Below are 12,051 nucleotides of genomic sequence, written 5' to 3'. Positions count from 1 at the left end.
AAACGGTGTTGCAAACGGACCAGCGTTTCGACGTTGCCCATTTGGCCGACGTACTAACGGCAACGACAAACCAGTACGTAACCAGTTATGAACACGATCGGCTTGATGTATACGGTAAAGGCCGGGATTTTAGCGACGATTGTAACTATTGGTGTTCACTGATCAAACAGATCACCATTTACGGCTACCTTGAGAAAGACGTTGACAACTACGGCGTTTTGAAGCTAACGCAGAGGGGGATGAATTATATCGAAGACCCCTACCCAATTACGCTTTCTAAAGACCATGATTATGAGCAGTCAGGCGTCGATGCCAAAGAAGACGAGGATAAGGACGTAGTACCATCGTCAGGTGGTGTTGCTTACGATGAAGAATTGCTCGGTCTGCTGAAAGCACTACGTAAGAAGATTGCAAAAGAAAAAAATCTTCCTCCCTATGTTATCTTCCAGGAAACGTCGATGGAAGAAATGGCCACTACATATCCCACTACACGTGAGGAAATGGCGCAGATTAATGGAGTCGGGATGGGGAAAGTGCAGAAATTTGGCCGCCCATTTATCGACCTGATTACAAAATACGTAGAAGATAATGAGATAGAAACAGCCAAGGATGTAGTCATCAAATCCACGGTCAATAAATCGAAAGTAAAAATTTTCATTATCCAGCAGATTGACCGCAAAGTTGATTTGGACGAAATCGCCGAAGCGAAATCGCTGTCAATGGAGGATCTGATGGAAGAAATTGAGCATATCTGTTATTCCGGCACACGACTTAACCTCGACTACTACATTAACCAGGTAATGGATGAAGATCGTCAGGACGAAATCTATGATTATTTCATGCAGGCCGAAAGCGATAATATTGCCGTAGCTATGCGCGAGTTTGGTGGAGACGATTTTACAGAACAAGATTTACGGTTAATGCGTATTAAATTCCTGTCGGAAGTAGCTAATTAGTGATAAGTGGTGCGTGGTCAGTGCTGAATGAAATCCCATTCTGCGCTCATCACGCATTACTTATCACTCGTCTTTTTATGAATATACTTATACTAGGTTCGGGTGGGCGCGAACATGCATTTGCGTGGAAATTAGCGCAAAGCCCGTCATGTGATACGTTGTTTGTGGCACCAGGTAATGCTGGAACTGCTCAGGTAGCAACTAATTTATCGGTTAGTTATAATGATTTTCAGGCCATTACAGAGGTAATTCGGGACAAAAAAATTGATTTGCTTATCGTTGGCCCCGAAGAACCTTTAGTAAAGGGAGTCGTTGATTTCTTACGTAGCGAATCTGATCTGGCAAATCTGCGAATTGTCGGACCTGATGCACAGGGCGCTCAACTGGAAGGAAGTAAGGATTTTTCTAAGCAGTTTATGCTTCGTCACGGTATTCCGACTGCCGCATCGAAGACGTTTGTTGCTGAAACACTCGAAGATGGTCTGGCATATCTGGGAACTCATTCATTACCAGTTGTCCTGAAAGCCGATGGGTTAGCAGCAGGTAAGGGCGTAATTATTGCTGAGACGCTGGCAGAAGCAGAAATGGCGCTGCGTGATATGCTTGATGGGCAAAAGTTTGGGGCGGCCGGTAGCAAAGTAGTTATCGAACAGTTTCTGCGTGGTATTGAGTTATCCGTTTTTGTTCTTACGGATGGCGTAAACTACAAAATTCTGCCTGAGGCAAAAGATTATAAGCGAATTGGTGAAGAAGATACAGGGCCAAACACGGGCGGAATGGGGGCCGTTTCGCCGGTAGTATTCGCCAATAAAGCCTTTTTACAAAAGGTTGAAGATAAAGTGGTGAAACCAACGCTTGCCGGATTACAAAAAGAAGGTATTCGTTATCAGGGCTTTATCTTTATTGGCTTAATGAAAGTCAACGGAGAGCCTTACGTTATTGAGTACAATGCTCGTATGGGCGACCCTGAAACAGAGGTTGTGTTGCCTCGAATTCAGACCGATTTGGTTGATCTGATGGTAGCCACTGCTGATGGAGAATTAGATAAAATATCCGTACAGGTGTCGCCCCAGACGGCTGTGACAACTGTACTGGTATCGGGAGGATATCCTGGTGAATACGTGACGGGTAAAATCATTTCTGAACTTGAGCGTTTAGAAGATGTAACGGCCTTTCATGCCGGAACTTTAGTGAAAAATGGTAACGTATTAACTAATGGTGGACGAGTCTTAGCGATAACCGCTCAGGCTAACTCGCTCGAAAACGCCGTCAGAAAATCGCAGGAAGCGGCTCGGGCGGTGCGATTTGATGGAAAACAGTACCGGAGAGATATTGGGGTTGACCTGATTCGGTATGCGGATTAACTGAGTTGTATAGTTACTGAGTTATACGGTTTTAAAGTTACCTATTGGCCTTTACACTATATAACTCTACGACTCTATAACTTTATAACTTTATTAATATGTCTTGTAAATCCTGTGCAACCGGTGGGTGTGGGACCCAACGCGGAGCATCCGATGGGCAGAAAACAGCTACAGCAGGGTGCGGAAGTGGAGGGTGCGGCACCGGAGGTTGTAATAAATTGAATTCATTCGACTGGCTGAGCGACATTGCCATGCCAGGTTTGAAAAAGTACGATGTTGTTGAGGTGAAGTTTAAGGGTGGACGAAAAGAATACTATCGTAATGTTCATCAACTTGATCTGACTACCGGCGACTACGTAGTAGCCGAGATGCAATCGGGCTTTCATATCGGTGCTGTTTCGCTGCAAGGTGAACTAGTTCGTCTGCAGGTGAAAAAGCGCGGGGTAAAAATCACCGACGATACGAAGGTTATTCATCGGATTGCAACGCCAAAAGATATGGAGCGCCATGAACAGGCCATACTACGTGATTTACCGGCTCTCTATCGCTCTCGCGAAATTATTCGTGAGTTGAAGCTCAACATGAAGCTATCTGACGTTGAATTCCAGTCAGATAATACCAAAGCCACATTTTACTATTCGTCGGAAGAACGCGTTGACTTCCGGGAGTTGATCAAAATGCTGGCGAGCGAGTTTAAGGCTCGAATCGAAATGCGGCAGATTAGTTTGCGTCAGGAAGCTGGCCGACTCGGAGGAATTGGCTCCTGTGGTCGCGAACTCTGCTGTTCAACCTGGCTTACTGATTTTAAAAACATCGCTACGTCGGCAGCTCGTTACCAGAACCTGTCACTAAATCCAGCAAAGCTATCTGGCCAGTGCGGGCGTTTGAAATGCTGCCTGAACTACGAGTTAGATACGTATATTGATGCGCTGCGGGATATTCCGACGATTGAAAAACCGCTCGAAACCCAAAAAGGCAGGGCCTTTTTACAGAAGACCGATATTTTCCGCAAACTCATGTGGTTTGGCTACAGTGCTGAAAGTACCTGGCATCCACTGCCTATAGCCCGCGTACTGGAAATTGTGGAGCTGAATAAACGAGGAGTTATTCCCGAGTCGTTTGACGTACTAACGCCCGTAGGCGAAAAAGAGCCTGTAACAGCAGCCGCTTTGAATAGCGATCTTCAAAAACTGGACGCCAAATACACGGCGAAACCAGCCAAGAAGAAAAAGAAGAAATTCAAAGGTGCGGAGGGTAATACACCGAAACCTGCTTCTAATGGTAAAACTCATTAACAAAAAAGCCTGATTTTATAGATCAGGCTTTTTTGTTAACTTCTTAGAAATCTCCCGAGTAGAAAGGGCTAAAAACGTAGTAACTGCTATCCCGTTTAGCGCGTTGCGGGGCTGTTTCGACATAAATCGCGAAACGTTTAGCCCGATCGTGTTCGGTACGCCATTCCTGAAAAGAGCGTTCGCGCGTATAGAGTTTGGCCACTTCCCGAATGTGTACAGTTTCTAGACTTTTGGCGTTGGCGGGTAGCCCATTAATGTATACGTCAATATCATCAGCGTATTCGTCATAGAGCTTTAGGTAATCGTCTTTCTTTCGTTTAACAAAGGCGAATTTATTATGGAAGAAAGTTGCTTCGAGCAGTCCGTTCATGGAAAACGACTCAGAGCGGCCAAGTGGATAATCCGATATAGCATTAGCTAATAAAAATTGCTTCCATGTAGCACGGACATAATTTATGGCAGGAGTCTTATGAGTTGTACTAACGAATAGCCGATAAGACTCTGGGTATTTGCTGGTATTTACACCGTCATCTCGTTTTTGGTAAATCAATACATCGTCGACTTCTTCGAACGTCAACGCAGATAAAGCAGAAGGTGCTGTTTCCTGACCATTTATAAGCACTTTAATGAGACCTATGTCTATATGTTTCAGACTTAGGCGATTATTCTTCAGGCATAATATTTCAGGATAGTTGAATAAAGGACTTATTACGACTGGTTTATCATTTATTGAAATGATTCTACCAGACGATAACAGGCTCGCCCGTCGGTACCAGACACCTACTTCCTGATCAAGTTCATTAGTTAATACCCGCGTTGCATTAGAGAGTGGGAAAGGGCGCTTTAAATTAACGAAAGTAGCATCTTGCGAATCTGTATGCGGGTGCTTACAGGCGATTATCAATGTTCCCAGCAGGACTACCCAGGCAACGTAGCGACACCAGGCAAGCGAATCGGAAGGACGGCCGTTAATCATGCCGATGCGTTGGCGGAGAGTAGGCCCATAGAACGGATTAGTAAGCCGGGATTGATCGGATAACAAACTCGCTTTCAGTAAATTGAACTGATACGTTTTTGCGTCAACACCCTCTGTTAATACGACTTGATCAGCACGAAACTCGAGCGTTTGATGGAGCAGGTGGCGAAATAAGTAAGCAGCTGGATTGAACCAGAAAAAAATGCATACCAACTCCGCTCCGATTGTATCAAGGCTATGCCGTTCCCGAACATGAACCCGCTCATGACGCAGAATATGTTCCAGTTCGATAGAAGTATAGTTAGCAGGATTCAGGACGACCCAACTGAAAAACGAAAAGGGTGACGTAACGGTTGAGTTTTTCGCCAGCGTAAATCCTTCATACACTTCATGCAGGGACTTTCGGATGAGTCTTTGTAGCGATACTAGTTGAATACTAAAGCGGATCAATACGGTCGAAAAGCCGATTGTATAAAGTATAATCAGACTTAGTTGCCAATTCCATGCGAATTTCTCTGGCTGATTCTGGAAAGCTCGGTACGTCTTTTTGTCAGGAAATGTAATCGTTACGTCGGGCTGGGGTTCAGGTAGTATTTTTGGTACAATTGCCTGCGTTGTCCGTTGCATAGCCGCTCGAACAGGTAGTGGGCGCCAGTCAGGTAGTTCAAGCAGCGGAAACAGTAAAGCGCAAGCCAAACCTAGCCATAAAGCCAGACGGTTCAGGCTAAAAAACGTTTCGCGCCGGAGCAGTACGTAGTAGGCAATACTGACCACGGCCAGCAACGTGTTGACCAATATAATATAACGTAGCGTTTCCATAATTCGAAACGTTGATAAGACTACTACCTGTTAGCGTCACTACTGGCAGACATACCGATACGTAGTATTATTTCTTTTCGATCATTGCCAGAATCTCACGTAGCTCATCGGCAGAGATTTTCTCGGTTTTGGCAAAGTAACTGACCAGATTCTTGTACGAGTTGTCGAAATAGTCATCCACCACTTTTTTCAGAACGAATCGATTTTGATAGGCTTCTTTCGTAACAATTGGATAGTACTCATGTGTGTTACCATACGCCCGATGACCTACGTAGCCTTTTTCTTCGAGATTACGAATGATGGTTGAGACCGTATTGTAGTGTAGAGGAGGGTTTGTAAAATGCGGAACCATATCTTTTACGTAGCTCTGTTCCATCTTCCAGAGCACCTGCATTACTTCTTCTTCCTTAGCTGTTAACTTTTCCATAGAACAAATATAAAACTATTTTTATAGTTAAAAAACGGTTTGTGTAGTTTTTTAGAGTTTGAAAAGCCAGCGTGCCCGTCGTAGCTTTGTAATATATTTCTGGTGAACCATGAAGCGATTGGGATGGGTACTTTGGGTTACGTTGCTGATGTTCAGTTGCGATACGAATACTGTCTATAATGAATATACGGATATTGAGGATGGGAAGTGGTATATCAAGAACGCGCCTTCTTTTTCGTTTGAAATTAAGGATGCCGCAGTACCCTACAACATTTATTACAATCTGCGAAACAGTTTGTCATATGGCTACTATAACCTGTACCTCACCCGTTATTTGCGTGATGCCAGTGGTAAAGAGATTGAATCGCGGCTAGATGAACTGATATTAATGGATCCAAAAACAGGTAAGCCCAATGGTGATGGCCTTGGCGACCTATTTGATCACAAGTTTCTGATGAAACGTAACTATCGCTTTCCGAAGCCTGGAAAATATACCATGCAGGTTCGGCAGTATATGCGTCAGGACCCGCTGCTGAATATTCTGAGTGTAGGCATTACAGTTGAAAAAGCGGCTCCTGCACCAGCCAAAAATTAGCGAATAATGCTCCTCCATTTACTACGTAGAAATCGGTTTTTCTTTCTTCCTTACGTATTAGCCTTGGTTGCGGTAGGAATACTTCAGTTTCTTTATACCCAGGAGCAACTCATGCAATGGATCAATTTTCGCAACACTCCGCTTGCTGACCTGCTTTTTCCGTACGTTACCTATCTGGGTGACGGCGTTTTTTATGTTTTTGTCTGTCTGATACTTCTGACTTATAATCGGCGCATCGGCTTGATGGCTTTTGCCAGTTTTGCGCTCTCGTCATTGACATCCGAGTTTCTGAAAAAAATTATCTTTTCCAATTCGCCCCGTCCTCTCAAGTTTTTCGAGCATTCGACCTATCAATACCATGTTATTGAGGGTCTGGAGATCCACAGCATTAACAGTTTTCCATCAGGTCATACTACTACAGCCTTTGCTATGTTTAGCCTGTTGGCACTTCTTGATAGCCGGAAGGAACGTGGTTTGATTTGCCTGGCGTTAGCTATTCTAACGGGCTATTCTCGCGTTTACTTATTTCAGCATTTTGTTGAAGATGCGTACGTTGGCTCTTTGGTCGGAACTATATCATCGGTTATAGTTTATTTACTTATGGATCAATGGGTAAGAAAGAAAGAAAAATTAGACGCAATTTAGACCTGCTTTTGCCTACCTTTGTTTAGGCCTCCGCCGAACCATTGCCAACGCGGAGTCGTTACTTCATCATACTACCGACTACAACCAACGAGGTTTGACAACTCTCTCATGAGCGACGCCATCAAACATGAGTGCGGCATTGCCCTGATCCGGCTCCGCAAACCGTACCAATATTACATCGACAAGTACGGCACGGCTCTCTACGGAGCCAACAAACTTTATCTGCTGATGGAAAAGCAGGTGAATCGCGGCCAGGACGGGGCCGGAATTGCGAACATCAAACTGGACGTACCGCCCGGCCATCGGTACATCAGCCGATACCGTTCGGTTGATCAGCGCCCAGTGACAGATATTTTCGAGAAGGTTAACAAGAAATTTCGGAAGGCCCTCAAGAATAATAAAGACAAAGCGAAAGATGCTCACTGGCTTCAGCAGCACGTAGCATTCACGGGCGAAGTCTGGATGGGACACTTGCGTTATGGTACCCACGGTTCGAACGAGATTGAAAATTGCCATCCCATGCTTCGGTTAAGTAACTGGAGAAGCCGAAATTTAGTTGTGGCGGGTAATTTCAATATGACCAACGTCGACGATTTGTTTACCAAACTCGTTTCACTCGGCCAGCATCCGAAGGACAAAGTAGATACCGTTACGGTGATGGAGAAAATTGGACATTTCCTGGATGAGGAAAACCAGCGCGTCTTCGAGCGATTCAAAGGTATTTACGAAAATCCCGATCTGTCGGATATTATTGAGGATAACCTCGATTTACAACGGGTACTGCACCGTTCCTGCCGCGATTTTGATGGTGGCTACGCTATGGTCGGTATGACGGGCTATGGCGCTGCCTTTGTTGCGCGCGACCCGGCGGGTATTCGGCCTGCTTACTATTATGCGGATGACGAAGTCGTTGTTGTGGCCTCTGAAAAACCTGCTATTAAAACGGCCTTCAATGTCGATTATAGTGCGATTCAGGAAGTGAAGCCTGGGCACGCCCTAATTATCGACAAACATGGGGAGTATGCTGAGCAGGAATTTGTACAACCCATCGAAAAGAAATCCTGCAGCTTTGAACGGATTTACTTCTCGCGTGCTACGGACCCTGATATTTACAATGAGCGTAAAATGCTGGGGAAACTGCTGATTCCGCAGATTCTCAAAGAAATAAATTACGACCTCGAAAATACGGTATTCTCCTATATACCCAATACCGCCGAAACGGCATTCTTTGGCATGGTAGAAGGCCTGGAAGATTATTTGGCCAAGCAGCGGAAGAAAGCCATTATGGAAGGCATTCTGTTCGAGGAAGAACTTGATCGGGTACTTTCATTTCGGCCACGTATCGAAAAGTTGGTCGCTAAAGACGTAAAACTGCGGACATTCATCACGGATGACGCCCAGCGTGACGATATGGTGTCGCACGTGTACGACACTACGTTCGAAGTCATCAAAAAAGGGAAAGATAACGTAGTGGTAGTCGATGATTCCATTGTTCGCGGTACTACGTTGGAAAAAAGCATTCTCAAAATGCTGGATCGGCTGGGACCTAAGAAAATAATCATTGTTTCATCGGCTCCGCAAATTCGTTTCCCTGACTGCTACGGCATTGATATGTCGAAGTTTAAGGAATTCATCGTTTTCCGTGCTGCACTGGAATTATTGAAGGAGCGCGGCCAGGAAAATCTGCTCGATGAGGTATATGCACAGTGCGTAGCTGCGATTGAGTCAGGAAATGCTTCGCAGGAAAATCATGTAAAAGCGCTATTCGAGCCTTTTACGAATGAAGACTTATCCCGCAAAGTGGCACAGATTGTTACACCAAACGACTTGCAGGCTGAAGTAGCCGTTGTTTATCAGACAGTTGCGGATTTACATCAGGCTTGCCCAAATCACTCTGGTGACTGGTACTTCACAGGTGATTATCCAACTCCTGGAGGAAACAAAGTTGTCAATAAGGCCTTTGTAAACTTTATGGAAGGTAAGCTGGTAAGAGCCTATTAGAACAAAACATAAAGAGAAGGAAAGGGACGAAAGGTAATAAGGAGTTTTCCTACTTTTCGTCCCTTTTCCTTTTTTACTTTTGCTTATTTTAAGTTTGTTTTTCGATGCGTATTCCTGAAGAGACTGTTGAGCGAATTCGACAATCTGCCGATATTCTGGAGGTAATCAATGATTTCGTTTCGCTCAAGAAACGAGGTAGTAACTATATTGCCTGTTGCCCATTTCATAACGAGAAAACCCCATCGTTTAACGTTAATCCGGTTCGGCAGATTTACAAGTGCTTTGGCTGCGGAAAAGCGGGTGATGCTGTTCGGTTCATAATGGATATCGAGAATGTTGGTTATGGAGAAGCATTACGCTACCTGGCGAAAAAATACGGTATCGAGATTGAAGAGCAGGAGCAAACGCCGGAAGAACTACTACGTCAGAATGAGCGGGAGAGTCTACTGATTGTACTAAACTTTGCCAAAACGTTTTTTCAGGAAACATTGCTGAACACTGACGAAGGTAAGAGCATTGGGCTTAGTTACTTTCGGGAGCGTGGATTTACTAATCCAACAATTGAAGCGTTTGAACTGGGCTATACACTCGATCAGTGGGACGCGTTATTGCAAGAAGGTTTGCGACGAGGCTATAATCGTGATTTACTCGAAAAAGCGGGTTTGGTCTTGATCAAAGAAGCAGAAGCAGGCGGCCGGCAAAAAGTTTTCGATCGCTTTCGGGGACGGGTTATGTTTCCAATTCATAACGTATCGGGGCGTGTAATTGCTTTTGGCGCCCGTATTCTGAAAACGGATAAGAGTCAGCCTAAATACTTAAACTCGCCCGAAACCGCCGTATATCATAAAAGTCAGGTTTTGTATGGAATCTTTCAGGCCAAGCAAGCGATTCGTCAGGAGGATGTCTGTTATCTGACAGAGGGATATACAGATGTGATTTCGTTGCACCAGGCGGGAATCAGGAACGTAGTAGCTTCCTCAGGTACGTCATTGACAACCGAGCAGATTCGACTCATTGCCCGATTCACTCCCAACGTAACGATTCTGTATGATGGGGACGCTGCTGGTATCAAAGCTGCCTTGCGTGGTTTGGACATGGTGCTGGAAGAGGGCTTAAATCTTAGGCTTTTATTATTACCCGACGGCGAAGATCCAGACAGTTACGTTCACAAAGTCGGTGCGGAAGCCTTTAAAACCTACATCCGCGAACACTCGCAGGACTTCATCGACTTTAAAGCCAGGCAGTGGCTGACAGAAGCAGGCGATAATCCGTTGAAAAGGGCTGAAGGCATATCGGATGTTTGCGTCAGCATTACTAAAATTCCTGACCCGCTCAAACGTCAGACCCTTTCGCAGCGTGTAGCGCAGGTTTTCCATGTAAGTGAACAGACTGTTATTTCAGAGATAAATCGTTTACTACGTAAGCAGCAAGACCAGCGGCAGAAAGATTCCAGCCGTCAGCAGCGTTCTGCTGATCAGAGTAAACAACAGCCTATAACACCAGTTGCTACGTCGGCAAAAAATGAACCCTCGCTTGACGATATAAATGCGTTATTAGACGATTTCAGCGAAAGCACAGAGGAGTTTCATCTACCAGGCGTCGTTACGTTACCAAGTAAGTCGAACGAGCTTATAAAAGCAGCCAAAACGCCTTTATCATATCAGGAGGAAGAATGTATTCGCCTACTTATGAATTATGGCGCCCGGGAATTAGAACCCGGCATTACGCTCTGTCAATACGTCCTCAGCGAGCTACATGAAATTGAATTTCAAACGACCCCGTTCGATCTGATGCTGACTCTGTTTCGGGAAGCGTATAGCCGCGGGGATATTCTGACTGCCAGTGATTTTTTGAATCGTGGTGCCAATGAGTTAGAGCGGTCGGATAATACGGAGGTTCAGGATCAAACCATTCACCTAACTACCCCTCGCTATGAAATTAGTGAGGGGTGGCTGAAGCATGAAATTTTTGTACCCTCAGAAGAAGAGATAACTATATTAGCTGATGCCGCCTATCGGAACATACTACGTATCAAAAAAATGTTGGCTGAACAGCGTATGGCTTCACTGCAACAATTACTTCGTGAATCAGGTAGTAAATCGCCAGAAGAAGCGGATCAACTGTTAGCGGAGTTTATGCACTTTAAACGGATAGATATTGAAATATCGAGCCTTCTGGGAACAGTTATTTCTGGTTAGATCAGAATGCGTAAAAAACCCCAGCCATATGGCTGGGGCTTACCTTTATCATTAGGGAGGGGTGAACACTATGCTTGAGCAACCACTGTGATGCTAGTTAGTTCTGCATCAATTTTCCGATTCAACTCATCCAGCAAACAAGCATGAGAATAAAGTTGACCTGGTTTAGTTGGTTGTGTTGAACGTTCAGAACGCTGACCTGACATATCCAGCAAGAGAGTCATAAGGACGTCGGTTGAATGCTCACGTAATTCCATGAGTCGTTGCAGCCTTGCCCGATGAGTTGCTGATTGCCTACGAGTAGATGATTGTAAAGAGTTAATCGCTTTGTCAAGTTTAGCGTACCGGTAATGAAAGGCCTCGGTTGCTTTCGCCCACTTCATTACTAAGCTTTGTACCTCTTCGACCGATATTTCGTAACCAGATTTTTGCTGTTTCATCACTCTACATTCAAATACGTGTTTTGCAACTGAATGATCAAATGTAGGGGCGAGTGGAGGCCTAAAGCAAGCTTGTCTGCGTGAAATCACCATTTTCCCGACTGAAATCACCCATAAAGTCTGGCCTAATTGAGTGATTTCGTCTGGAAAAACAGCGATTTCATCCTTAAAGTGTTACTTAAACGATTTTGTCAATATTACCTTCAGCCTCTAATACGCTTTATGAACATGAACCAACCAATCAATGATCAGGAAAATGCTAAAAAATTTGCCCTCCGACGACGTGATTTTTCGATTCTGGTAGCTCAATCCGAACCGTTCACATGCGAAGTATT

At 44.7% G+C, this 12,051-nt stretch carries 10 protein-coding genes; 7 read left to right on the top strand and 3 right to left on the bottom strand.

What is annotated here, in order from left to right; all coding sequences use genetic code 11:
• The 3 genes from ACOJS8_RS05825 to ACOJS8_RS05815 all read left to right on the top strand — a co-directional run.
• Window positions 1–956, top strand: a 956-nt coding sequence (locus ACOJS8_RS05825; RefSeq protein ID WP_420147592.1) for an HRDC domain-containing protein, incomplete at its 5' end; no start/stop codon positions are given.
• Window positions 957–1,033: 77 nt separating this feature from the next.
• Window positions 1,034–2,320 carry a phosphoribosylamine--glycine ligase gene (gene purD / locus ACOJS8_RS05820; RefSeq protein ID WP_420147591.1) on the top strand — a complete coding sequence of 429 codons (1,287 nt, stop codon included), beginning with the start codon at window positions 1,034–1,036 and terminating at the stop codon, window positions 2,318–2,320.
• A 98-nt stretch (window positions 2,321–2,418) separates the two neighbouring features.
• Complete coding sequence (locus ACOJS8_RS05815; RefSeq protein WP_420147590.1) at window positions 2,419–3,615, top strand: PSP1 domain-containing protein; 1,197 nt, start codon at window positions 2,419–2,421, stop codon at window positions 3,613–3,615.
• Window positions 3,616–3,658: 43 nt separating this feature from the next.
• Here the strand turns inward: ACOJS8_RS05815 and ACOJS8_RS05810 are convergent, their stop codons facing one another.
• Window positions 3,659–5,410: a M56 family metallopeptidase gene (locus ACOJS8_RS05810; RefSeq protein ID WP_420147589.1), complete on the bottom strand. Its 1,752-nt coding sequence runs from the start codon at window positions 5,408–5,410 to the stop codon at window positions 3,659–3,661.
• Between the two features lie 67 nt (window positions 5,411–5,477).
• On the bottom strand, window positions 5,478–5,837 hold the full coding sequence (locus ACOJS8_RS05805; RefSeq protein ID WP_420147588.1) for a BlaI/MecI/CopY family transcriptional regulator: 360 nt from the start codon (window positions 5,835–5,837) through the stop codon (window positions 5,478–5,480).
• Window positions 5,838–5,946: 109 nt separating this feature from the next.
• On the opposite strand from ACOJS8_RS05805, the gene ACOJS8_RS05800 reads away from it, so the two are divergent.
• The 4 genes from ACOJS8_RS05800 (at window position 5,947) to dnaG (ending at window position 11,276) form a co-directional block, all read left to right on the top strand.
• Window positions 5,947–6,432, top strand: coding sequence for a gliding motility lipoprotein GldH (locus ACOJS8_RS05800; protein ID WP_420147587.1), 486 nt, complete (start codon window positions 5,947–5,949; stop codon window positions 6,430–6,432).
• Between the two features lie 6 nt (window positions 6,433–6,438).
• The gene (locus ACOJS8_RS05795) at window positions 6,439–7,077 is read left to right on the top strand and encodes a phosphatase PAP2 family protein (RefSeq protein ID WP_420147586.1); all 639 of its coding nucleotides are present in this window, start codon (window positions 6,439–6,441) and stop codon (window positions 7,075–7,077) included.
• Window positions 7,078–7,185: 108 nt separating this feature from the next.
• Window positions 7,186–9,078, top strand: a complete 1,893-nt coding sequence (locus tag ACOJS8_RS05790; RefSeq protein ID WP_420147585.1) for an amidophosphoribosyltransferase — start codon at window positions 7,186–7,188, stop codon at window positions 9,076–9,078.
• Window positions 9,079–9,182: 104 nt separating this feature from the next.
• Window positions 9,183–11,276, top strand: a complete 2,094-nt coding sequence (gene dnaG / locus ACOJS8_RS05785; RefSeq protein WP_420147584.1) for a DNA primase — start codon at window positions 9,183–9,185, stop codon at window positions 11,274–11,276.
• Between the two features lie 68 nt (window positions 11,277–11,344).
• Here the strand turns inward: dnaG and ACOJS8_RS05780 are convergent, their stop codons facing one another.
• Entirely contained in the window at window positions 11,345–11,716 is a 372-nt protein-coding gene (locus ACOJS8_RS05780; protein WP_420147583.1) for a hypothetical protein, read from the bottom strand.
• Window positions 11,717–12,051 lie beyond the last annotated feature (335 nt).

This window comes from Spirosoma sp. (assembly GCF_048594605.1).
Lineage (GTDB): Bacteria > Bacteroidota > Bacteroidia > Cytophagales > Spirosomataceae > Spirosoma.
The sequence above is the reverse complement of the archived record's forward strand: the minus strand, read 5'-3'. Positions and strand labels throughout refer to the sequence as shown.

Excerpts from the sequence above, each read along its gene's own strand:
- dnaG (WP_420147584.1), top strand. The coding sequence starts at position 9,183 with ATGCGTATTCCTGAAGAGACTGTTGAGCGAATTCGACAATCTGCCGAT.
- ACOJS8_RS05790 (WP_420147585.1), top strand. The coding sequence starts at position 7,186 with ATGAGCGACGCCATCAAACATGAGTGCGGCATTGCCCTGATCCGGCTC.
- ACOJS8_RS05805 (WP_420147588.1), bottom strand. The coding sequence starts at position 5,837 with ATGGAAAAGTTAACAGCTAAGGAAGAAGAAGTAATGCAGGTGCTCTGG.
- ACOJS8_RS05800 (WP_420147587.1), top strand. The coding sequence starts at position 5,947 with ATGAAGCGATTGGGATGGGTACTTTGGGTTACGTTGCTGATGTTCAGT.
- ACOJS8_RS05795 (WP_420147586.1), top strand. The coding sequence starts at position 6,439 with ATGCTCCTCCATTTACTACGTAGAAATCGGTTTTTCTTTCTTCCTTAC.
- ACOJS8_RS05815 (WP_420147590.1), top strand. The coding sequence starts at position 2,419 with ATGTCTTGTAAATCCTGTGCAACCGGTGGGTGTGGGACCCAACGCGGA.
- purD (WP_420147591.1), top strand. The coding sequence starts at position 1,034 with ATGAATATACTTATACTAGGTTCGGGTGGGCGCGAACATGCATTTGCG.
- ACOJS8_RS05780 (WP_420147583.1), bottom strand. The coding sequence starts at position 11,716 with ATGAAACAGCAAAAATCTGGTTACGAAATATCGGTCGAAGAGGTACAA.
- ACOJS8_RS05810 (WP_420147589.1), bottom strand. The coding sequence starts at position 5,410 with ATGGAAACGCTACGTTATATTATATTGGTCAACACGTTGCTGGCCGTG.